Origin of the sequence: Citrobacter sp. Cpo074 (genome assembly GCF_030332745.1) — a bacterium.
Taxonomy (GTDB): Bacteria; Pseudomonadota; Gammaproteobacteria; order Enterobacterales; family Enterobacteriaceae; genus Citrobacter; species Citrobacter portucalensis.
Genome location: NZ_JAOWHG010000033.1, coordinates 362346 through 385047, shown reverse-complemented (window position 1 = coordinate 385047; position 22702 = coordinate 362346). Strand labels below are relative to the sequence as shown.

Below are 22702 nucleotides of genomic sequence, written 5' to 3'. Positions count from 1 at the left end.
TCAGAAAATAAACAGGGAGCCAAATCAAAATCGGCATCAAAAATCAAAATAGCATTTCAGTCAAAGAATGCTGTTTGCTGACGTTGCTGAATCTGACAAGCTGACGGCGTTTTTGCGTCAGCATTTTTTCTCCTCCGCAGAGAAAATGTGCGTTATCTCTAAATTCAGCAAGTAATTTGTCAACTTTACTTGTGTGCTGAAGAAAAAAGAGCAAGACTTCTTGAAACGTTTCAGCGTCATCTTGCCTTAACTGATGGAGTCGGGTGACGCCTTTTTTCTCATGTTGGCTGAATCGTTTCAATTCAGCGGGAGAGGAGAATCATGTTCCAGTTATCTGTTCAGGATATTCACCCGGGCGAACAGGCCGGGAATAAAGAAGAGGCTATTCGCCAGGTTGCCGCTGCCTTAGTGCAGGCGGGTAACGTCGCGGAAGGCTACGTCGATGGCATGCTGGCGCGCGAACAACAGACGTCCACGTTCCTCGGCAACGGTATTGCGATTCCTCACGGTACGACGGACACGCGCGATCAGGTACTGAAAACCGGTGTGCAGGTATTTCAGTTTCCGCAAGGCGTGACCTGGGGCGAAGGGCAGGTTGCTTATGTGGCAATCGGCATAGCCGCAAGCTCTGATGAACACCTCGGTTTACTGCGTCAGCTGACACACGTGCTGAGCGATGACTCCGTCGCTGAACAGCTGAAATCTGCGACCACGGCGGAAGAACTGCGTGCGCTGCTGATGGGTGAAAAGCAAAGTGAACAGCTGAAGCTTGATAACGAAACGCTGTCGCTGGATGTCGTGGCCAACTCGCTGGTGACGCTGCAGGCACTCAACGCGGCGCGGCTGAAAGAAGTCGGTGCGGTTGACGCCACCTTTGTAGCCAGAGCAATCAATGAGCAGCCGATGAATCTTGGTCAGGGGATCTGGCTGAATGACTGTGCTGAAGGTAACGTGCGTAGCGCCGTTGCGGTCAGCCGTGCAGCAACAGCGTTCGATGTACAAGGTGAAGCGGCAGCCCTGCTGGTGACCGTCGCCATGAATGACGATCAACCGGTTGCGGTGCTGAAGCGCCTTGGCGATCTGCTGCTGAATAATAAAGCTGACCGTTTGTTGAAAGCTGATGCGGCAACGGTGCTGGCGCTACTGACCAGCGATGACGCCTTAACTGATGATGTACTGAGCGCCGAATTTATTGTGCGCAATGAGCATGGTTTACATGCCCGCCCGGGCACCATGCTGGTGAATACGATTAAACAATTTAACAGTGAAATTACCGTGACAAATCTTGATGGAACCGGCAAGCCGGCGAATGGACGCAGTCTGATGAAAGTTGTGGCGTTAGGCGTGAAGAAAGGACATCACCTGCGCTTTACTGCACAGGGTGAAGATGCTGAACAGGCGCTGAAGGCGATTGGCGAAGCCATCGCGGCAGGTCTTGGGGAGGGCGCGTAATGAGCAGACGTGTTGCTACTATCACCCTTAACCCGGCCTACGACCTGGTGGGTTTCTGCCCAGAAATTGAACGCGGTGAAGTGAACCTGGTTAAAACCACCGGTCTGCATGCGGCAGGGAAAGGGATCAACGTCGCTAAGGTTTTGAAGGATTTAGGTATCGATGTCACTGTGGGCGGCTTCCTGGGTAAAGACAACCAGGATGGTTTTCAGCAGTTGTTCAGCGAGCTGGGCATTGCCAACCGTTTTCAGGTCGTGCAGGGCCGTACCCGTATTAACGTCAAGCTGACCGAAAAAGACGGTGAAGTATCTGACTTCAACTTCTCTGGTTTTGAAGTTACCCCGGCTGACTGGGAACGCTTTGTGAATGATTCGCTGAGCTGGCTGGGCCAGTTCGACATGGTGTGCGTCAGCGGCAGTTTGCCAACCGGCGTGAGCCCGGAAGCCTTCACCGACTGGATGACGCGCCTGCGTAGTCAGTGTCCTTGCATTATCTTTGATAGTAGTCGTGAAGCGTTGGTAGCAGGTCTGAAAGCGGCACCATGGCTGGTGAAGCCAAACCGTCGCGAACTGGAAATCTGGGCCGGTCGTAAGCTGCCGGAAATGAAAGATGTGATTGAAGCGGCGCATGCGCTGCGTGAACAGGGGATCGCCCATGTGGTGATTTCACTCGGCGCAGAAGGTGCGCTGTGGGTTAACGCCTCAGGTGAGTGGATTGCTAAACCGCCGTCAGTTGAGGTGGTCAGCACCGTCGGCGCGGGTGATTCAATGGTTGGCGGTCTGATTTACGGTCTGCTGATGCGTGAGTCCAGCGAACATACCCTGCGTCTGGCGACGGCTGTTGCCGCCCTGGCGGTAAGCCAAAGTAATGTAGGCATTACCGATCGTCCTCAGTTGGCCGCAATGATGGCGCGTGTCGACTTAAAACCGTTTAACTGACAGCAGGAGAGGCATAATGAAAACGCTGCTGATTATTGACGCTAATCTCGGCCAGGCTCGCGCTTACATGGCGAAAACCCTGCTTGGAGCGGCGGCACAGAAAGCACATCTGGAAATTATTGATAATCCGAATGATGCCGAACTGGCAATTGTTCTGGGCGATACGCTTCCTGCCGACAGTTCGCTGAACGGCAAAAAAGTCTGGCTGGGCGACATTGGTCGTGCGGTTGCGCATCCTGAACTCTTCCTCAGCGAAGCTAAAGGCCATGCAAAACCCTACAGCGCCCCGGTTGCAACAGCACCTGTGGCCAGCAGTGGTCCAAAACGCGTGGTGGCGGTGACGGCGTGTCCGACCGGTGTTGCTCATACGTTTATGGCCGCTGAAGCGATTGAAACAGAAGCGAAAAAACGTGGCTGGTGGGTGAAGGTTGAAACCCGAGGTTCTGTTGGTGCAGGTAATGCCATTACGCCGGAAGAAGTGGCTCAGGCTGATCTGGTGATTGTGGCAGCTGACATTGAAGTTGATCTGGCGAAGTTTGCCGGCAAACCGATGTACCGCACCTCTACCGGTCTTGCGTTGAAGAAAACCAAGCAGGAGCTGGACAAAGCGCTGGAAGAAGCAACACCGTACCAGCCAACCGGTAAAGCGCAGACTTCAGCAACCGAAAGTAAGAAAGAGAGCGCGGGGGCGTATCGTCACCTGCTGACGGGCGTCTCTTACATGCTGCCGATGGTGGTTGCTGGCGGTCTGTGTATTGCACTCTCGTTCGCTTTTGGTATCGAAGCGTTTAAAGAGCAGGGGACGCTGGCGGCGGCGCTGATGCAGATTGGCGGTGGTTCAGCCTTCGCGCTGATGGTGCCGGTACTGGCAGGTTATATCGCGTTTTCCATCGCTGATCGTCCGGGTCTGACGCCGGGTCTTATCGGCGGTATGCTGGCGGTAAGCACCGGTTCCGGCTTTATTGGCGGGATTATTGCTGGTTTCCTTGCCGGTTATGTGGCGAAGCTTATCAGCACGAAGCTGAAACTCCCACAGAGTATGGAAGCGCTGAAACCGATCCTGATCATTCCGCTGTTCTCAAGCCTGGTGGTTGGTCTGGCCATGATTTACCTGATCGGCAAACCGGTGGCGGGTATTCTGGAAGGTTTGACTCACTGGCTGCAAACCATGGGTACGGCCAATGCGGTGCTGCTTGGCGCGATTCTTGGCGGCATGATGTGTACCGACATGGGTGGTCCGGTTAACAAGGCGGCGTATGCTTTCGGTGTGGGTCTGCTGAGTACGCAAACTTATGCGCCTATGGCAGCCATCATGGCTGCGGGTATGGTACCTCCGCTGGCTCTGGGTCTGGCAACTCTGGTTGCGCGTCGTAAGTTCGACAAAGCGCAGCAGGAAGGCGGTAAAGCTGCTCTGGTACTGGGCCTGTGCTTTATCACCGAAGGGGCAATCCCGTTCGCTGCCCGTGACCCAATGCGCGTTCTGCCTTGCTGTATCGTTGGTGGTGCGATTACCGGGGCTATCTCGATGGCGGTGGGTGCGAAGCTGATGGCGCCACACGGCGGGCTGTTTGTCCTGTTAATCCCAGGCGCAATCACGCCGGTGTTGGGATACCTGCTGGCAATTATTGCCGGTACGCTGGTAGCCGGTCTCTCCTACGCGGTGCTGAAGCGCCCGGAAGCTGAGGTTGTGGCAAAGGCGGCCTGATTTAACGTCAATACCAGGGGCAGAGAATTCTCTGCCCCTTTTTTTATGCATTTACCTATACCGTTGCAGCATCGCCACAATAATCCATCCAGCCTTAATAAAACGGGTCAGGCAATCATTGGCGCGATGATAAAACCAAAGGCAACACCAGCAATGATCCCACCCAGTCCTGGCAGCATAAACGGATGGTTTAAGACATACTTGCCCACGCGCGTTGTCCCTGTGGTGTCGAACTCCATTGCCGCCAGAGAAGTCGGGTATGTTGGTAGAACAAACACCCCGGTTACCGCCACATAGGAGGCCAGAATTGCCCATGTAGGCACGCCGAGCGCAACGGCCAGAGGGATGATCAGCGGCGTGGTGGCGCCTTGCGAGTAGAGAAGCGCACAGGTACCAAACAGCACCAGTGCCAACAGCATGGGATAAGCCCGTAGAATATCGCCTGCGATATCCTTAATCTCCGCTAAGTGGGCATCAATGAAGGTCGTTCCCAGTGTAACAATCCCGAGAATGACCGCCAGTGAACTCATCCCTGATCGAAACGTGGATGTCAGGACAATAGCATCGGTTGAAGTTTTGCATAACACCACCATCAGGCAAGCGGCAGCCAACATACAGATAATGATGATATCCCGGGTATTCATTGGGTTGCCTGCATCGAATCCAGGGCGTAGCTGCGGGCAGGCGGCAAGAATAACGATGACGACCGTTGCCAGCATAAACAGGGCGACTGAGAGTTTGGCACCCGGCGTAGTGCTGTTTTGCCCTTCATATTTACGCACTAATCCTTTTTGCAGGCGTTCCAGATAGACTTCATCATCCTGAAGCTCGCATCCCTGACGTGAGGCGATAAAGGCGGCAACCATCGCGGCGACAAACGAAGCTGGCAGACATACCGCCATGACCTGAATAAAAGTGATACCGTTGCCTTCCATAATGGTCAGCATAGCCGCCATTGCGGCACTGATCGGCGAACCGGATATCGCCACCTGAGAGGCGACTACGGATCCGGCGAGCGTACGAGAAGGGCGGATACCGGACTCTTTGGCGACTTCGGCAATCACTGGCAGGGTAGAAAATACAATGAACCCTGTTCCGGCCATAATGGTCATCGACCAGGTGATAATCGGTGCAATAATATTGATATATTTAGGGTTACGCCGCATGAAATTACCGGCAACGCGAACCAGATAATCCATACCTCCTGCGGCCTGTAGCGCCGATGCTGCCACGACAACTGTCATAATAATGAGGATAACGTCAACGGGTGGCGAGCCAATTTGCAGATCAAATCCCAACGTTAAAATAGCCAGCCCCAGACCACCGCATAAACCGATACCTATTCCGCCGAGGCGGATACCAAAAAATATTGCACCCAACACGACGATAATTTCTAACCAAACCATAATGGCCTCCGCCAGAGAATAATTTGTTATTAAAATAAGTGGTTGTTTAATGCTTTATTAATCTGGTGACGGCTGTTATTGCGCCAGAAGATGATGTTTGCCAACTCGTTTTTCGTACCATTTAATACCGGCGCGAACTAATGATCCGGTTGAGTCAATATATTTATCTGGAGACTTTCTGACTGCTTCGGCAAGAATGACGGGGACTTCAGTACATCCCAGTACAATGATTTGTGCGCCGCGTGAGAAGAGCACTTCAGCCTGTTCATTCATCAGCGTTTGTGCCCGCTTAAGGTCGCCGGCTTTTAAGCAATAAATACTTTCCATGACCTTTTCCTGACCGGATGAATCAGGACTGATGCAGGTTAAACCAAGAGATTCTATGCCTTTTTGGTAGAGTCCCATGTAAAGGGTGGCGTTAGTAGCAAGTAAACCGATACGTGATTTTCCGCAGTTTTTGACCTCATTCATGGTTGTTTCAACGATACTGAGTAACTCTGTATGACAGCACTCTTTTAATTCATTAAACCAAAAGTGGGCGGTATTACAGGGGATCACAATACACTCCGCACCAGCATCTTCCAGTTTGTGCATATAATCACGCATTGCCGGAAGTGGGGAATGACCATGATGCATTAACGCATCAGTTCGGTCTGGAATATCAGGGATGGATGAAATAATTAATGGAATATGTTCCTGATCGCGTTGCGCTGCGGTAAAGGTGACGAATTTATTAAAAAGATCGACGGTTGCAGCAGGCCCCATACCACCAAGTACGCCAATTAAACCTTTCACGATATATACCTCTATTTACCGATTTTTAATATTCAGAGCTGGTGTCTATCTGGTGCTTATGTTTAACAGCAGAGTGTCGTGAGGAGAAATGCAATAATGTTTGGTTTAATGCAAAAAACGCATGAATGTGATGTCTTTTACCACCTCAGCAGGCCGGTAATCAGCCAGAGGCCCTACATTATGCGGTGGGTGAGCGGTCGTGTTCGATGAGTAAAGAAACATGTTAATGTCAAAAACGAAGGCATTATGCAAAAAACGAATCACCAGATGCTGATGTTGAATATCATCTCCGGGAATATTCAGGCATGATGCTTAAGACTAATCGACATATTTAAACATCCGCGTGACAGGCATGAAAAATATCGAGACAAAATGGTTATATGATTTTCTGACGCTGGAAGCGTGTCGTCATTTTTCTCAGGCTGCAGAGGAGCGCAACCTATCCCAACCGGCATTTAGCCGGCGGATCAAGGCGCTAGAATCCGCCGTTGGGGTGCTGCTGTTTGACCGTACGACGAGTCCACTGCAGCTGACGGAGGAGGGTAAGTTATTCCATTCGCAGACCCGTAGTCTGCTACAACAGCTGGAATGCAATTTAGATGAGCTAAGTGGTCACAACCTGCTTGGCGTTCCCAATATCAAAATAGCGGCGGCACATTCTCTGTCGCTGACGATGTTGCCCAGATTAGTACATTCAATGTCGGCATGGGGCGAGGAGTTTGTTTACCACGTCGAAGCGATTGACGTAGTCCAGGCGGTGAATACGCTGCGCGAGGGGAAAAGTGATTTTATTATCTCCTTTCGCGATGAAGACTTAATGCAGTCACCTTTCTGCGGCTTGAAGGTTTTTGAGTCTGAGCTCTATCCCGTCTGTGCTGCGGATGCACAGGGTAAGGCGTTGTTTGATATCTATCAGCCGCAGGTGCCGATTCTGAACTATACCAGCACTTCCTACATGGGAAGATTGGTTAACCGTCACCTGGCGGAGGTGGGCAGTATTTCAGCGCGTACGCTGTTTATGTCTTCGATGAGTGAGCTATTGAAGAATATGGCATTGGATGGTCATGGTATCGCCTGGCTGCCAGCGTGGACGATCGTGAACGAACTACGGGATAAGCGCCTGGTTTGTCTGGACACGCCGGAGTTGATGGTGCCAATTCAGGCTTATATTTACCGAATGGATACCCGTTTGAATAAAACGGCTGAGCATTTCTGGCGGATTTTGTACAACCATATGCCAGAGGATCTGGTTACGCTCACTTGATACGCGCCAGCTTGTCTGGCGCGCGGAGATCGTTACGCCACTGCTTTTTCTGTTTGCTGGGCTTTCAGCCAGGCGATCTCTTCGGCCCATATATCCGGATTAATGGTTTCCAGTACCAGCGGAATACCGTCAAAACGATTATCCTGCATAATCCAACGGAAGGCATCATGGCCAATATTACCTTCACCCAGGCTGTGATGACGGTCAACGCGACTGCCAAACGCGCTCTTGGCGTCGTTCAGGTGCATACCGCGTAGATACTTGAAACCGACAATACGTTCAAATTCCGCAAACGTCTTTTCGCACTCTTCTGCTGAACGCAAATCGTAACCCGCCGCGAAAGCGTGGCAGGTATCAATACAAACGCCAACACGGGACTTATCTTCGACGCCGTCGATAATGGCGGCCAGGTGCTCAAACTTGAATCCCAGATTACTACCTTGTCCGGCGGTATTTTCGATAACTGCCGTAACGCCTTGGGTCTGAGCGAGGACGATGTTGATGGATTCGGCAATGCGCGCCAGACATTCATCTTCCGGGATCTGCATCAAATGGCTGCCCGGGTGAAAGTTCAGCAGGGATAAGCCCAGCAGTTCACAGCGTTGCATTTCATCAAGAAACGCATCACGCGATTTTTCCAGCGCATCGCTGACCGGGTGACCGAGGTTAATCAGGTAACTGTCGTGAGGCAGGATTTGTGCGGAGGTGTAGTGGTACTTCTCGCAGGCAGATTTGAAATCATCAATGATTTCGGTGGTTAGCGGCGCAGCACGCCACTGGCGTTGATTCTTGGTGAACAGGGCGAATGCGGTCGCTTCGATTTCTGCGGCTCGAATAGCGGCGTTAGCCAGACCGCCAGCGGCGCTTACGTGCGCTCCGATATATTTCATAAATTTAACCCGCCATACTCAAATACAAAAAGGGAGAGTATAGCGGGTTAATGGAGGTGAGTCGTGATCGTTTATGCCATCAGGGCGTGGACAGCGACGTTAATCGCACCACCACCGACAATCAGCCAGACAAACAGCAGCAGGGCCATCAGTAACGGTTTGGCACCGGCTTTTTTCAGTGCGCTAACGTGAGTGGTTAACCCCAGTGCAGCCATTGCCATTGCCAGCAAAATGGTGTCCAGCGTTACCAGCATGTTCACAACCGACTGCGGCAGCAGGTGGAACGAGTTAAAAATCGCGACCACAATGAACAGGATGGCAAACCATGGAATAGTGATTTTGCTTTTCTCACCGCCCGTAGCCGGAGACAACTGTTTAACGCGTGCGGCCAGGAGGATGAGGAACGGTGCCAGCATCATGACACGCAGCATTTTGGCAATAACCGCGGCGTTTTCCGCATCCGGGTTAATGGCGTGCCCGGCAGCCACTACCTGTGCTACTTCATGCATGGTGGAACCAATGTAAATGCCGTAGGTTTCTGGGCTAAACCAGTGTGCCAGCAGCGGATACATTGCCGGATACAGGAAGATAGCGATGGTACCGAAGATCACCACGGTGGCGACAGCGACGGTTACCTTACTGGCTTCCGCTTTCACTACCGGCTCGGTTGCCAGCACGGCGGCGGCACCACAAATGCTGCTCCCCGCACCAATCAGCCAACTGGTGTGGCGGTCCAGACCAAACAATTTCTGCCCCAGGAAGCAGGCAATCATAAAGGTACTGCTCAGCGTTAACACATCAATCACGATACCGCTGACGCCGACGTCAGCAATTTGCGCGAAGGTGAGGCGGAAGCCGTAGAGGATGATCCCCAGACGTAATAAATGTTGTTTAGCAAACAGCACGCCGCCGTCACAGCTTTTCCAGATGTGCGGATAGACGGTGTTGCCGAGGACCATCCCCAACAAGATTGCTAAGGTGAGGGCGCTGAACCCGGCACCTGCGACGGCGGGAATGGATCCACCCCATAAGGCGACCCCAGTGATAACTGCACTCAGGGCAAGCCCCGGAATAAAATGCCACGCTGTACGACGATGAGTCTGCAAGGTGAGTTCTGTCATATCCTTCTCCTTTATCTGGGTAAAAGAGTACGGCGAAGTGGTTTAAAAATAAAATTGATTATATATTTATAATTAATCTCTATAAGTGGTAAGTAACGGATATCCGGTGGAAAACGACTATGCATATCACCTTGCGGCAACTTGAAGTGTTTGCTGAGGTACTAAAAAGCGGTTCAACGACCCAGGCGTCTTTCATGCTGGCATTGTCGCAATCGGCGGTGAGTGCGGCACTTACCGATCTGGAAGGGCAACTCGGCGTGCAACTGTTTGACCGCGTCGGCAAACGGCTAGTGGTCAATGAGCACGGGCGTTTGCTCTACCCACGAGCGTTGGCGTTACTTGAGCAAACGACCGAAATCGAGCAGCTTTTTCGCGAAGATAATGGTGCCATTCGGGTCTATGCCAGTAGCACCATTGGTAACTATATCTTGCCTGCTATGATCGCCCGCTATCGGCAGGATTTTCCTGATTTGCCGCTCGAGCTGAGCGTGGGTAACAGTCAGGATGTGATCAATGCGGTGCTGGATTTTAGGGTAGATATCGGATTGATCGAAGGGCCTTGTCACAGTACTGAAATTATCTCTGAACCGTGGCTGGAAGACGAGCTGGTGGTGTTTGCCGCACCGTCGTCACCGCTCACAAAGGGGCCTGTTACGCTGGAACAGCTGGCGGCTTCGCCGTGGATCCTGCGTGAGCGAGGATCCGGTACGCGTGAACTGGTGGATTACCTGCTGTTGTCTCATCTGCCGAGATTTCAGATGGCAATGGAGTTGGGTAACTCAGAGGCCATTAAGCATGCGGTACGCCATGGTCTCGGGATCAGCTGCTTGTCGCGTCGGGTCATTGCGGAGCAGCTGCAGGCGGGAACGCTGAGCGAAGTTCCTGTGCCGCTGCCGCGTTTAGTCCGCACTCTCTGGCGCGTCCATCACCGTCAAAAACACCTTTCAAATGCCATTACGCGTTTTTTACATTACAGCGATCAGGTCGAGCTGGGCGAATAGGGTTCTTACAGTCGTAAGGTCATCTCTTTATAGAACGGCGGTTATATCTTAACCGCTGTGCGCCGCAAATTTTCTGCTTTACTTATAATCCGCGGCCAGTCATGAAGGTCTCTTATAACAGCGTATTTGTGCCGGAAGAATGCCATTTCGTCTGCTACAATCGCGCCTCATTTTTTGGATGGATAGCATTTTCACATGGTTTCCGAAACTAAAACCACAGAAGCGCCCACGCTACGTCGTGAACTGAAGGCGCGTCACCTGACGATGATTGCCATTGGAGGCTCCATCGGTACAGGTCTTTTCGTTGCATCTGGTGCAACTATTTCTGCAGCGGGTCCAGGCGGCGCGTTGTTCTCTTATATTCTGATCGGTCTGATGGTGTACTTCCTGATGACCAGCCTCGGTGAACTGGCTGCCTATATGCCGGTTTCCGGCTCGTTTTCCACCTACGGTCAGAACTACGTAGAAGAGGGCTTTGGCTTCGCGCTGGGCTGGAACTACTGGTACAACTGGGCGGTAACGATTGCCGTTGACCTGGTGGCCGCGCAGCTGGTGATGAGCTGGTGGTTCCCAGACACGCCGGGCTGGATCTGGAGCGCACTGTTCCTCGGCGTTATCTTCCTGCTGAACTACATTTCCGTTCGCGGATTTGGTGAAGCGGAATACTGGTTCTCACTGATCAAAGTTACCACCGTCATTATCTTCATCGTGGTCGGTGTGATGATGATTTTCGGTATCTTCAAAGGCGCTCAGCCGGTGGGCTGGAGTAACTGGACGACCGGTGATGCACCGTTTGCCGGTGGCTTTGCCGCGATGATTGGCGTGGCGATGATCGTCGGCTTCTCCTTCCAGGGTACGGAGCTTATCGGTATCGCGGCAGGCGAATCTGAAGATCCTGAAAAGAACATTCCGCGTGCGGTACGTCAGGTATTCTGGCGAATCCTGCTGTTCTATGTGTTCGCGATTTTGATTATCAGCCTGATCATTCCGTACACCGATCCAAGCCTGCTGCGTAACGATGTAAAAGACATCAGCGTTAGCCCGTTCACGCTGGTATTCCAGCATGCGGGTCTGCTGTCTGCGGCAGCGGTGATGAACGCAGTTATCCTGACGGCGGTGCTGTCGGCAGGTAACTCCGGGATGTACGCCTCCACGCGTATGCTTTATACCCTGGCATGTGACGGTAAAGCACCGCGTATTTTCGGTAAACTGTCTCGTGGCGGCGTACCGCGTAACGCGCTGTATGCGACCACCGTGGTGGCGGGGCTGTGCTTCCTGACTTCAATGTTTGGCAACCAGACCGTGTATCTGTGGCTGCTGAATACTTCCGGGATGACGGGCTTTATCGCCTGGCTGGGGATTGCTATTAGCCACTATCGCTTCCGTCGCGGTTATGTGCTGCAGGGTCACGATGTGAAGGACCTGCCGTACCGTTCTGGCTTCTTCCCGCTGGGTCCGATCTTCGCCTTTGTGCTGTGCCTGATTATCACCCTGGGTCAGAACTACGAAGCGTTCCTGAAAGACAGCATTGACTGGGGCGGCGTGATGGCTACCTATATCGGTATCCCGCTGTTCCTGATTATCTGGTTTGGCTATAAGCTGACCAAAGGAACCCGTTTTGTTCGCTACAGCGAAATGAAATTCCCGGGTCGCGTGAAGAAGTAATTCTTAACCAGATACGGCAGAAAAAACAAAACCCCGGCATGATGAGTGCCGGGGTTTTTTATTGCGCCTAACTTAGAAGCTGTAAGTCATGCCAACCGTGTAACGACGTCCATCAAGGACGGTGTCGTAGGTATCGTAATCGATTTGTTTATCCAGCACGTTATACACGCCAGCGGTCATCAACAGATCCTTGGTAGCATAGTAACGTAAACCAACGTCGACCTGAGTATAGGACGGAGTGCCCTGTGCCATTGAGGTACGGCTCAGGTATTCAGACGTTTTCCCGCGCAGATTCAGACGGCTCCAGAAACCGAGATCCTGCGTAGCCTGCCAGTCCAGCGTCGTGTTAAACATATGCTTCGGCATTTTGTTCAACGGTTGGCCGGAGAACTGACCGCTTTTCTGCTCAGATTCCGTGTAGGTGTAGTTCGCGGTCCAGTTGACGTCGGAGGTTATTTTCCAGCCGAAGGTGGATTCTACGCCGCGCATATTGGCTTTATCGACGTTAACGCGATCGCTGACGAAGTCATAAGTCGTATTGCCGATGGTGCAGGCCGGATCGGAACTGCTGTTACAACGGCGAACTTCGGTGATTTTGTTTTTAAAGTCGGTATTGAACAATGTAACGCCTGCGTTGAGGTTGTTGCCGTTATCCCACAGTAAACCGATCTCTTCGCTGAGGCTTTTCTCCGGTTTCAGGTCCGGGTTGCCGACAATGATTCCGTTCAGACGGCCGCCGCCGGTGACCTGTCCCCAACTGGCAGAAGACTGGCGCAGATCCGGTGCACGATAGCCCGCGGAAACGCCACCTTTTAAGGTCCACTGATCGCTCAGATGCCATACGCCATAGCCGCGCGGCGTCCAGTTGTCACCGTAGTTTTCATCCTTATCCATACGCAGACCGCCGGTCAGCGTGAAGGTATCGGTAATGGCCCATTCATCTTCAGCAAACAGCGCCCAGCTCCAGCGGGTCAGTTTGTTCAGTCCATCAGCCGCTTGCAGCTGGTTGCCGTTATCGCGTAGTTTTTCATAACGGTATTGCCCGCCCAACGTCAGGGTGTGCGCCCCAAGGAATACCTGGTTCTGGTTATTGAAAATCGTGTTGTAGGACTTCATCTGGCGACCGGGGTTGTCGGTCTCTTCCTGCTGGACATAGCTGGTGGAGTTGAAGTCGTCGTAATAACCGCTGTGGGTTATTGAGTACGTGGTGTGCACATACTTGTTTTCGCTTTTACTGTTGGGCTTACAGCTTCCGTTACGGCAGTTTTCCTCTGCCCTGGATTTGCCTGGCGTACTGTCGCGATCCTGCAATTCACGTGCGTAATCGAAATCGATGTCGTTTTTATCATCTGGCGTAAAGTTCAGGGTTAATCCCCCGCTACGCATACGCTGTTCATTGTAGCCATTTACGATTTCATCTTCTGCGCGGTGGGAGAATAATCCGGTCACCTTCGCGCCAAGTAATCCGTCAACCAGCGGCCCGGACGCATAGGCATTGGTCTGGTAAATATCACCGGAATCTCTGTCTTCCTGGAAAGTGGCATCGCCGTGTAAGGATCCGGTCCAGGCTTTGGTATTCGACACTTTTTTGGTGATGACGTTAATAACGCCACCCATCGCATCGGAGCCGTAAAGCGATGACATTGGGCCACGGATGACTTCGATACGCTCGATGGATTCCAGCGGCGGTAACCAGCCTTGTTCAATACCTGAGTTATCGCTGTTAGGTCGTGTGCCGCGTGTGCTGATACGTTTGCCATTGACCAGGAACAGCGTGTATTGCGAAGCCATACCACGAATACTGATATCGCTGCTGCTTCCCCCGCCAGTGACGACGACGCCAGGGACATCTTTTAGCGCATCGGTGACATCTCGATAGGCTTTGTCCTCAATCTGCTGCTTGGTAATAACAGATATTGAAGCCGGGGCATCCTGAATTTTCTGCTCGAAACCGGTAGCGGTAACGACCACGGTGTCTTGTTCAGCGGCATGGCCGAGTGATGGGAGGCAGGCGACGCATACTGCGGCAGCTACAGCCTTAACGTGAGGTATAGTCATTTGTATCATTCCATTTAAATGAATCAAACTGCGCGTCATGTGAAAGGCCATGACAATTGTATGTATTTGTCTTTTAAGGACTCTTTTCAGTAAAGAAGCGGGGGGATTGTACAAAAGTATGAATATTTGTAAACACAAATGATAATAGAAATCATTTGTGTTTGATATGATTTGGAGTGAAATGCTTTTTTAATCAATAAGATAGTTGGGGAAGAAAAAAGGAGAAAAAGTGAAGGAATGATGGAGAAATGAAGAGGGCTTCCGCCCTCAACTCAGGAATTACTTCAGCAAATACTGGGCGTGGAAGCGCAGGTGATCCTCAATAAACGACGCAATAAAGTAATAGCTGTGGTCGTAACCAGGCTGGATGCGTAGCGTCATTGGCCATGCGGTCTGACGGGCAGTTTCGGCCAGTACCGCGGGCTGCAACTGATCGGCAAGAAACTGATCGCTGTCTCCCTGATCGATTAACGTCGGGATCGCGTCTGCGGGTTTGCTGGCCAGCATTAACGCGCAGCTATCCCACTCTGCCCACTGTGTTTTATCTTCGCCCAGATAAGCGCTAAACGCCTTCTCACCCCACGGAACGCGACAAGGGTTTACGATCGGCGCAAAGGCGGAAACGCTGGTGTATCTCCCGGGATTTTTCAGCGCCATAATCAATGCGCCGTGGCCGCCCATGGAGTGTCCGCTGATGGCGCAGCGATCGCTGACGTTAAACTGCGACTGAATCAGTGCCGGAAGCTCATCACGCAGATAGTCATACATACGAAAATGCGTTGCCCACGGCTGCTGGGTGGCATTGAGGTAAAATCCGGCCCCTTGACCTAAATCGTAGCCATCATCGTTGGCAACCTGCTCGCCGCGCGGGCTGGTGTCCGGCATCACGAGAACAATACCCAGCTCAGCTGCAATGCGCTGCGCGCCTGCTTTGGTAGTGAAGTTTTCATCATTACAGGTCAGGCCCGACAGCCAGTACAGCACCGGAGGCGCGGCGTTATCACGGGGTGGTGGAAGAAAAATACTGAAGGTCATGGCGCAATTTAACGTGGCGGAGTCGTGACGCCAGCGTTGCTGCCAGCCTTCAAAACAGCGGTGCTCTTCAAGCATTTCCATGCGTGGCTCCTTGTTGTGTTGAACCTGAATGTGTTTGCGAACTCATCATAATACAGATTATTCATAGCACTGTGAGTAACTTTCACTTCCGCATTGAGCAAACATACTTCATCATCTATATAACTTTACATTAACACTCGACGTCACCGGGCTGAACGACAAGTGAAATCAGCAATGCTGAAAGGCTGTGCCAATTTCAATAATTATCACGGTGAATACTGGATTATGTGCGCCGCCTCACGCACAATGTTCTGGCTGTGACACAGCCTAAAAACTTTGCCCCATGCAGGGCAGAGGCGCCCCACCTGCAGGAGAAGAAGAAATGTCATCACTCAGTAAAGAAGCGGCACTGGTTCATGAAGCGCTGGTTGCGCGTGGTCTCGAAACCCCGCTGCGCCCGCCCGTGCAAGAGATGGATAACGAAACACGCAAACGTCTTATCTCTGGCCATATGACCGAGATTATGCAATTGCTCAATCTCGATTTGAGCGATGACAGTCTGATGGAAACTCCGCATCGCATTGCGAAAATGTATGTCGATGAGATTTTCTCCGGCCTCGATTACGCCAACTTCCCGAAAATCACCGTCATTGAAAACAAAATGAAGGTGGACGAGATGGTCACGGTTCGTGATATCACGCTGACCAGCACCTGTGAACACCACTTTGTCACTATCGATGGCAAAGCGACGGTGGCGTATATTCCGAAAGATTCGGTCATTGGTCTGTCGAAGATTAACCGCATTGTGCAGTTCTTTGCACAGCGTCCGCAGGTACAGGAACGTCTGACCCAGCAAATTCTCACCGCGCTGCAAACGCTGCTCGGGACGAATAATGTGGCGGTATCGATTGATGCGGTGCATTACTGTGTGAAAGCGCGCGGCATTCGCGATGCGACCAGTGCGACCACCACTACTTCTCTTGGCGGATTGTTTAAGTCCAGCCAGAACACGCGTCAGGAATTTCTGCGCGCAGTACGTCATCACAACTGATTAGGGCAGGAACCATGGAGCGTAATGTCACGCTGGATTTTATTCGTGGCGTCGCCATTCTTGGTATCCTGCTTCTCAATATTAGCGCCTTTGGCTTGCCAAAGGCGGCATACCTCAATCCCGCCTGGTATGGCTACATCACCTTATCCGACGCCTGGACCTGGGCGCTGCTCGATCTCTTCGCGCAGGTAAAATTCCTCACGCTGTTTGCTCTGCTGTTTGGTGCTGGTCTGCAAATGCTGCTCCCGCGTGGTAAACGCTGGATCCAGTCGCGGCTTACGTTGCTGGTGCTATTGGGATTCCTTCATGGTTTACTCTTCTGGGATGGCGATATCCTGCTGGCATATGGCTTGATCGGCCTGATTTGCTGGCGGCTGATTCGGGATGCGCCGTCGGTGAAAAGCTTGTTTAACACCGGCGTGGTGCTTTATTTGGCGGGCGTTGGTGTATTGCTGCTGTTGGGTGTGATCTCCGGGAGCGAAACCAGCCGGGCCTGGACGCCGGATGCTTCAGCGCTGCTGTATGAAAAATACTGGAAAGTGAACGGCGGAATGGAAGCAATCAGCAATCGCGTGGATATGATGTCCAATAGCTTGCTGGCGTTAGGTGCGCAATATGGCTGGCAACTGGCGGGGATGATGCTGCTCGGCGCGGCATTAATGCGTAGCGGCTGGCTAAAAGGGCAGTACAGTTTGCAGCATTATCGACGCACTGGCGTTCTGCTGGTTATTATCGGCATGGCGATTAACCTGCCTGCTATCATCGCTCAGTGGCATCTGGACTGGGCCTACCGCTGGTGTGCCTTCCTGTTACAAGCCCCGCGAGAGCTGGGGGCACCTTTGCAAACCATTGGTTATGCTGCGCTGATGTTTGGTTTCTGGCCACAGCTTAGTCGCTTCAAATGGGTCATTGCTATCGCCTGTGTGGGGCGCATGGCATTAACCAACTATCTGTTACAAACCTTAATCTGCACCACGTTGTTTTATCAGGCCGGTTTATTTATGAAATTTGACCGGCTGGAGCTGCTGTTTTTCGTCATCCCTGTCTGGGCGATTAACTTACTTTTCTCTGTCATATGGCTGCGTTTCTACCGGCAGGGTCCGGTGGAATGGCTGTGGCGTCAATTAACCCTGCGTGCTGCGGGGACATCATTACCGCGAACATCCAGATAACGATCTGGATCACATTCATTAACAAAATGGATGTAAGCGCTTTCATTCCTGTGACATCACTCACGCAGTCCGTTTCATTGTGCTGACAAAATACCCAGCCTGGGGTGTCTGTGGGCAGCCGCAATCTAAAACAGGGCAGTGAATATGGTAACCATTCGTGATGTGGCACGGCAGTCTGGCGTTTCTGTAGCGACCGTTTCCCGCGTACTGAACAACAGTGCGCTGGTGAGTCCCGATACGCGTGAAGCGGTAATGAAAGCAGTCACTCAGCTTGGCTATCGACCTAATGCCAACGCACAAGCACTGGCGACGCAGGTAAGCGACACGATTGGTGTTGTCGTCATGGATGTATCAGATGCGTTTTTTGGCGCGCTGGTAAAAGCCGTGGATATGGTTGCCCAGCAGCATCAGAAGTATGTCCTGATTGGCAACAGCTACCATGAGGCGGAAAAAGAACGTCATGCCATTGAGGTGTTGATTCGCCAACGCTGTAACGCGCTGATTGTACACTCTAAAGCGCTGAGCGATCGGGAACTGGCCGAGTTTATGGATCAAATCCCCGGCATGGTACTGATCAACCGCCTTGTTCCTGGCTACGCCCACCGTTGCGTCTGCCTGGATAACATCAGCGGTGCCAAAATGGCTACCCGAATGCTGCTAAATAATGGTCATCAACGCATAGGTTATCTGGCATCAAGCCACCGCATTGAAGATGACGCCATGCGCAAAGAAGGGTGGTTAACTGCCCTGCAAGAGCAGGGGATTGTTGCGGCAGAAAGCTGGGTCGGCACCGGTTCGCCCGATATGCAGGGCGGAGAGTCCGCGATGGTGGAACTGCTGGGGCGTAACTTACAACTGACGGCGGTCTTTGCTTACAACGACAATATGGCAGCCGGCGCGCTGACTGCGCTAAAAGATAACGGCATCGCTATTCCATTACACCTTTCTATCATTGGCTTCGATGATATTCCCATCGCGCGTTACACCGATCCGCAGCTAACCACTGTGCGCTATCCCATTGCCTCAATGGCAAAAATGGCGACGGAGCTTGCGCTACAGGGGGCGGCTGGCACGTTGGATCCGCAGGCGTCTCATTGTTTTATGCCAACGCTGGTGCGTCGTCATTCAGTAGCGCTGCGGCAGAATGCGGCACCGATCACTAACTCATAACGTTGCGCGATGTAACCGCTTTCAATATGTGAGTAAATTCACAGTATATTAACAATGCGATAGCTATGATGACACTGTTTGTTGCGCTGTAACTACTATGTAACGGTGAATAATCACTTTCATCGAGGTATAGGTGCCTTAAACAAAAATTAAAGCCTGTTTTTGGAGCGTTGCCAGACACGGAAGAAATATTTTTTAAAAGTGAGCTTCGGCGTTCAGTAACACTTCAGTAACGTTCTGCCTGCCGAGCATTTATCTCAAGTACTACCCTGCATAATAAAACCGGAGATACCATGAATAAGAAGGTGTTGACCCTGTCTGCTGTAATGGCAAGCATGTTATTCGGCGCGGCTGCGCACGCTGCTGATACCCGCATTGGTGTGACTATCTATAAGTATGACGATAACTTTATGTCTGTAGTACGTAAGGCTATTGAAAAAGATGCCAAAGCGGCACCAGATGTACAGCTGCTGATGAACGACTCGCAGAACGACCAGTCCAAACAAAACGATCAGATCGACGTGCTGCTGGCAAAAGGCGTTAAAGCACTGGCGATTAACCTGGTTGACCCGGCAGCTGCTGGCACGGTCATTGAAAAAGCACGCGGACAGAACGTACCGATCGTATTCTTCAACAAAGAACCTTCTCGTAAAGCGCTGGACAGCTATGACAAAGCGTATTACGTCGGTACCGACTCTAAAGAGTCCGGCATTATTCAGGGTGATTTGATTGCCAAACACTGGGCAGCTAACCCGAACTGGGACCTGAACAAAGACGGCAAAATTCAGTTTGTTCTGCTGAAAGGCGAACCGGGACACCCGGATGCTGAAGCACGTACCACTTACGTGATTAAAGAGCTGAACGACAAAGGCATTAAAACTGAGCAGCTGCAGTTAGATACTGCAATGTGGGATACCGCTCAGGCGAAAGATAAGATGGATGCGTGGATGTCTGGTCCAAACGCGAACAAAATTGAAGTGGTTATCGCTAACAACGATGCGATGGCAATGGGTGCAGTTGAAGCGCTGAAAGCGCACAACAAAACCAGCGTACCAGTATTTGGTGTGGATGCGCTGCCTGAAGCGCTGGCTCTGGTGAAATCTGGCGCCATGGCCGGTACCGTCCTGAACGATGCCAACAACCAGGCGAAAGCCACCTTCGATCTGGCGAAAAACCTGGCTGACGGCAAAGGTGCGGCAGATGGCACTAACTGGAAAATTGAGAACAAGATTGTTCGCGTTCCGTACGTAGGTGTCGATAAAGATAATCTGGCAGAGTTCACCAACAAATAAATACTCCGTATGTGGGCGCAATTTCATTGCGCCCTTAATAACGCACTCTGCAAGGCCAACAAGGTATAATTATGGTCAGCACACATACTCAGTCGTCAGGCGAATACTTGTTGGAAATGACCGGCATCAACAAGTCCTTCCCCGGCGTTAAGGCGCTTGATAATGTCAATTTAAAAGTCCGCCCGCATTCTATTCACGCCCTAATGGGAGAGAATGGCGCGGGGAAATCAACATTATTGAAATGTCTTTTCGGCATCTATCAAAAAGATTCCGGCAGTATTTTATTTCAGGGTAAAGAAATCGATTTTCATTCTGCGAAAGAAGCTCTTGAAAATGGTATTTCGATGGTACACCAGGAATTAAACCTGGTATTACAACGTTCTGTAATGGACAACATGTGGCTGGGACGCTATCCCACCAAAGGCATGTTTGTCGATCAGGAAAAAATGTACCGCGATACCAAAGCGATATTTGATGAACTGGATATTGATATCGATCCGCGTGCGCGTGTCGGCACATTATCCGTTTCACAAATGCAGATGATTGAAATTGCGAAAGCATTCTCCTATGACGCCAAAATCGTCATCATGGATGAGCCAACTTCATCGTTAACCGAAAAAGAAGTTAACCATCTGTTCACCATCATCCGTAAGCTGAAAGAGCGTGGATGCGGTATTGTTTATATCTCTCACAAAATGGAAGAAATCTTCCAGCTGTGCGATGAAATTACTGTACTACGCGACGGTCAGTGGATTGCGACCCAGCCGCTGGAAGGGCTGGATATGGATAAGATCATCGCCATGATGGTTGGACGTTCACTGAATCAACGTTTTCCGGATAAAGAAAACAAACCTGGTGAAGTCATTCTGCAAGTGCGTAACCTGACCTCGCTGCGCCAGCCGTCGATTCGTGATATCTCGTTTGATTTGCACAAAGGGGAGATTCTTGGGATTGCAGGTCTGGTAGGCGCAAAACGCACGGATATCGTTGAAACGCTTTTTGGTATTCGTGAGAAATCATCAGGTACGATTACGCTACACGGCAAAAAGATTAATAACCACAGTGCAAATGAAGCCATCAACCATGGTTTTGCACTGGTCACGGAAGAGCGCCGCTCAACCGGTATTTATGCGTATCTGGACATTGGTTTTAACTCGTTAATCTCCAATATCCAAAACTATAAAAACAAAGTTGGTCTGTTGGATAATTCCCGCATGAAGAGTGATACCCAGTGGGTAATTGACTCTATGAGGGTAAAAACACCGGGTCATCGCACGCAAATCGGTTCACTTTCTGGCGGTAATCAGCAAAAGGTGGTTATTGGTCGTTGGTTATTAACCCAGCCAGAAATTCTGATGCTGGATGAACCGACGCGCGGAATCGATGTTGGTGCGAAATTTGAAATTTATCAGTTGATTGCCGAACTCGCGAAAAAGGATAAGGGGATTATTATTATTTCCTCTGAAATGCCGGAGCTGCTGGGTATTACCGATCGTATTCTGGTGATGAGCAATGGTCTCGTTGCTGGAATTGTTGACACTAAAACAACAACGCAAAACGAAATCCTCCGTCTTGCGTCTTTGCACCTTTAAGATTAGGGGCTCCTCATGAGTGCGTTAAATAAGAAAAGTTTTCTTACTTACCTGAAAGAAGGCGGAATTTACGTTGTTCTTTTGGTTTTGCTGGCGATTATTATTTTCCAGGATCCCACTTTCTTAAGCTTACTGAACCTGAGTAATATTCTCACGCAATCCTCGGTGCGTATTATTATCGCATTGGGTGTGGCTGGACTTATTGTTACCCAAGGGACCGACCTGTCGGCGGGGCGTCAGGTTGGCCTGGCGGCAGTGGTGGCGGCAACTCTGTTGCAGTCGATGGAGAATGCCAACAAGGTGTTCCCGGAAATGGCGACAATGCCGATCATTGTAGTGGTGCTGATTGTCTGCGTGATTGGCGCCATTATCGGTCTGGTGAACGGTATTATCATTGCTTATCTGAACGTAACGCCGTTTATTACCACACTGGGTACGATGATTATCGTTTACGGGATCAACTCCCTGTACTACGACTTCGTCGGCGCATCGCCAATTTCTGGCTTTGACAGTGGATTCTCAACCTTTGCGCAGGGCTTTATTGCACTGGGCAGTTTCCGACTCTCCTACATCACTTTCTATGCGCTGATTGCGGTGGCTTTTGTGTGGGTGCTGTGGAACAAGACCCGCTTCGGTAAAAACATTTTCGCCATCGGCGGAAACCCGGAAGCTGCGAAAGTGTCCGGTGTAAACGTTGCGCTGAACCTGCTGATTATCTATGCGTTGTCTGGCGTGTTCTATGCCTTCGGTGGTTTGCTGGAAGCAGGGCGTATCGGCTCAGCGACCAACAACCTCGGCTTTATGTATGAGCTGGATGCGATTGCGGCGTGCGTGGTTGGCGGCGTGTCGTTCAGCGGCGGGGTAGGTACCGTGTTTGGCGTAGTGACCGGTGTGATCATCTTCACCGTCATCAACTACGGTTTGACCTACATCGGCGTGAACCCTTACTGGCAGTATATTATCAAAGGCGGCATTATCATCTTCGCGGTCGCGCTGGACTCACTGAAGTACGCGCGTAAGAAGTAATCTGGGAAGAGAAAAATAAAACCGGTGCAGAGGCATTCTGCATCGGTT

The 22702-nt window shown here is 51.3% G+C and carries 18 protein-coding genes; 12 read left to right on the top strand and 6 right to left on the bottom strand.

The window, feature by feature from the left end:
* The first annotated feature begins 321 nt into the window (after positions 1–321).
* From fruB to fruA, 3 genes are read left to right on the top strand one after another with little or no spacing between them, the layout of a single operon-like run.
* Positions 322–1452, top strand: coding sequence for a fused PTS fructose transporter subunit IIA/HPr protein (fruB, locus tag OGX83_RS16125; protein ID WP_003834546.1), 1131 nt, complete (start codon positions 322–324; stop codon positions 1450–1452).
* Entirely contained in the window at positions 1452–2390 is a 939-nt protein-coding gene (gene fruK, locus OGX83_RS16120; RefSeq protein ID WP_003834544.1) for a 1-phosphofructokinase, read from the top strand. Before fruB ends, fruK begins: the two co-directional genes overlap by 1 nt.
* Positions 2391–2406: 16 nt before the next feature.
* Positions 2407–4095, top strand: a complete 1689-nt coding sequence (gene fruA, locus OGX83_RS16115) for a PTS fructose transporter subunit IIBC (RefSeq protein ID WP_048215908.1) — start codon at positions 2407–2409, stop codon at positions 4093–4095.
* Between the two features lie 107 nt (positions 4096–4202).
* On the opposite strand, the gene OGX83_RS16110 is transcribed toward fruA, so the two are convergent.
* Together OGX83_RS16110 and cuyB are read right to left on the bottom strand one after the other, a co-directional pair.
* Positions 4203–5501, bottom strand: a complete 1299-nt coding sequence (locus OGX83_RS16110; RefSeq protein ID WP_008785273.1) for an anaerobic C4-dicarboxylate transporter — start codon at positions 5499–5501, stop codon at positions 4203–4205.
* Positions 5502–5576: 75 nt separating this feature from the next.
* Entirely contained in the window at positions 5577–6296 is a 720-nt protein-coding gene (gene cuyB / locus OGX83_RS16105) for a cysteate racemase (protein ID WP_048234902.1), read from the bottom strand.
* A gap of 352 nt (positions 6297–6648) precedes the next feature.
* On the opposite strand from cuyB, the gene hypT reads away from it, so the two are divergent.
* A complete protein-coding gene (hypT, locus tag OGX83_RS16100; protein WP_020996669.1) occupies positions 6649–7560 on the top strand; it encodes a hypochlorite stress DNA-binding transcriptional regulator HypT in 912 nt (303 codons plus the stop codon).
* 32 nt (positions 7561–7592) lie between these two features.
* Here the strand turns inward: hypT and nfo are convergent, their stop codons facing one another.
* Positions 7593–8450, bottom strand: coding sequence for a deoxyribonuclease IV (gene nfo, locus OGX83_RS16095; protein ID WP_032944004.1), 858 nt, complete (start codon positions 8448–8450; stop codon positions 7593–7595).
* A gap of 71 nt (positions 8451–8521) precedes the next feature.
* Positions 8522–9571: a YeiH family protein gene (locus OGX83_RS16090; protein ID WP_258735448.1), complete on the bottom strand. Its 1050-nt coding sequence runs from the start codon at positions 9569–9571 to the stop codon at positions 8522–8524.
* 119 nt (positions 9572–9690) lie between these two features.
* On the opposite strand from OGX83_RS16090, the gene yieE reads away from it, so the two are divergent.
* A complete protein-coding gene (yieE, locus tag OGX83_RS16085) occupies positions 9691–10572 on the top strand; it encodes a DNA-binding transcriptional regulator YeiE (protein WP_286588542.1) in 882 nt (293 codons plus the stop codon).
* A 195-nt stretch (positions 10573–10767) separates the two neighbouring features.
* Positions 10768–12237 (top strand): lysine-specific permease, encoded by a 1470-nt coding sequence (lysP, locus tag OGX83_RS16080; protein WP_003834517.1) that lies wholly within the window; start codon positions 10768–10770, stop codon positions 12235–12237.
* A gap of 72 nt (positions 12238–12309) precedes the next feature.
* Here the strand turns inward: lysP and OGX83_RS16075 are convergent, their stop codons facing one another.
* Together OGX83_RS16075 and fghA are read right to left on the bottom strand one after the other, a co-directional pair.
* Positions 12310–14295, bottom strand: coding sequence for a ligand-gated channel protein (locus OGX83_RS16075; protein ID WP_286588540.1), 1986 nt, complete (start codon positions 14293–14295; stop codon positions 12310–12312).
* Between the two features lie 279 nt (positions 14296–14574).
* On the bottom strand, positions 14575–15411 hold the full coding sequence (gene fghA, locus OGX83_RS16070; RefSeq protein ID WP_008785267.1) for an S-formylglutathione hydrolase: 837 nt from the start codon (positions 15409–15411) through the stop codon (positions 14575–14577).
* Between the two features lie 322 nt (positions 15412–15733).
* On the opposite strand from fghA, the gene folE reads away from it, so the two are divergent.
* The 6 genes from folE to mglC all read left to right on the top strand — a co-directional run bounded on the left by folE (position 15734) and on the right by mglC (position 22654).
* The gene (gene folE, locus OGX83_RS16065) at positions 15734–16402 is read left to right on the top strand and encodes a GTP cyclohydrolase I FolE (RefSeq protein WP_003027410.1); all 669 of its coding nucleotides are present in this window, start codon (positions 15734–15736) and stop codon (positions 16400–16402) included.
* 14 nt (positions 16403–16416) lie between these two features.
* Positions 16417–17574, top strand: coding sequence for a DUF418 domain-containing protein YeiB (gene yeiB / locus OGX83_RS16060; RefSeq protein WP_286588538.1), 1158 nt, complete (start codon positions 16417–16419; stop codon positions 17572–17574).
* Positions 17575–17718: 144 nt separating this feature from the next.
* A complete protein-coding gene (galS, locus tag OGX83_RS16055; protein WP_020996668.1) occupies positions 17719–18744 on the top strand; it encodes an HTH-type transcriptional regulator GalS in 1026 nt (341 codons plus the stop codon).
* Positions 18745–19037: 293 nt separating this feature from the next.
* On the top strand, positions 19038–20036 hold the full coding sequence (mglB, locus tag OGX83_RS16050; RefSeq protein WP_003027399.1) for a galactose/glucose ABC transporter substrate-binding protein MglB: 999 nt from the start codon (positions 19038–19040) through the stop codon (positions 20034–20036).
* A gap of 71 nt (positions 20037–20107) precedes the next feature.
* Positions 20108–21628, top strand: a complete 1521-nt coding sequence (gene mglA / locus OGX83_RS16045; RefSeq protein ID WP_003027396.1) for a galactose/methyl galactoside ABC transporter ATP-binding protein MglA — start codon at positions 20108–20110, stop codon at positions 21626–21628.
* 15 nt (positions 21629–21643) lie between these two features.
* Positions 21644–22654: a galactose/methyl galactoside ABC transporter permease MglC gene (gene mglC / locus OGX83_RS16040; protein WP_003027393.1), complete on the top strand. Its 1011-nt coding sequence runs from the start codon at positions 21644–21646 to the stop codon at positions 22652–22654.
* The last annotated feature ends 48 nt before the right edge of the window (positions 22655–22702 follow it).

Coding starts and splice junctions, on each gene's coding strand:
- OGX83_RS16110 (WP_008785273.1), bottom strand. CDS start 5,501: ATGGTTTGGTTAGAAATTATCGTCGTGTTGGGTGCAATATTTTTTGGT.
- fruB (WP_003834546.1), top strand. CDS start 322: ATGTTCCAGTTATCTGTTCAGGATATTCACCCGGGCGAACAGGCCGGG.
- lysP (WP_003834517.1), top strand. CDS start 10,768: ATGGTTTCCGAAACTAAAACCACAGAAGCGCCCACGCTACGTCGTGAA.
- OGX83_RS16090 (WP_258735448.1), bottom strand. CDS start 9,571: ATGACAGAACTCACCTTGCAGACTCATCGTCGTACAGCGTGGCATTTT.
- mglA (WP_003027396.1), top strand. CDS start 20,108: ATGGTCAGCACACATACTCAGTCGTCAGGCGAATACTTGTTGGAAATG.
- hypT (WP_020996669.1), top strand. CDS start 6,649: ATGAAAAATATCGAGACAAAATGGTTATATGATTTTCTGACGCTGGAA.
- fruA (WP_048215908.1), top strand. CDS start 2,407: ATGAAAACGCTGCTGATTATTGACGCTAATCTCGGCCAGGCTCGCGCT.
- nfo (WP_032944004.1), bottom strand. CDS start 8,450: ATGAAATATATCGGAGCGCACGTAAGCGCCGCTGGCGGTCTGGCTAAC.
- OGX83_RS16075 (WP_286588540.1), bottom strand. CDS start 14,295: ATGACTATACCTCACGTTAAGGCTGTAGCTGCCGCAGTATGCGTCGCC.
- folE (WP_003027410.1), top strand. CDS start 15,734: ATGTCATCACTCAGTAAAGAAGCGGCACTGGTTCATGAAGCGCTGGTT.
- fruK (WP_003834544.1), top strand. CDS start 1,452: ATGAGCAGACGTGTTGCTACTATCACCCTTAACCCGGCCTACGACCTG.
- fghA (WP_008785267.1), bottom strand. CDS start 15,411: ATGGAAATGCTTGAAGAGCACCGCTGTTTTGAAGGCTGGCAGCAACGC.
- galS (WP_020996668.1), top strand. CDS start 17,719: ATGGTAACCATTCGTGATGTGGCACGGCAGTCTGGCGTTTCTGTAGCG.
- yieE (WP_286588542.1), top strand. CDS start 9,691: ATGCATATCACCTTGCGGCAACTTGAAGTGTTTGCTGAGGTACTAAAA.
- mglC (WP_003027393.1), top strand. CDS start 21,644: ATGAGTGCGTTAAATAAGAAAAGTTTTCTTACTTACCTGAAAGAAGGC.
- yeiB (WP_286588538.1), top strand. CDS start 16,417: ATGGAGCGTAATGTCACGCTGGATTTTATTCGTGGCGTCGCCATTCTT.
- mglB (WP_003027399.1), top strand. CDS start 19,038: ATGAATAAGAAGGTGTTGACCCTGTCTGCTGTAATGGCAAGCATGTTA.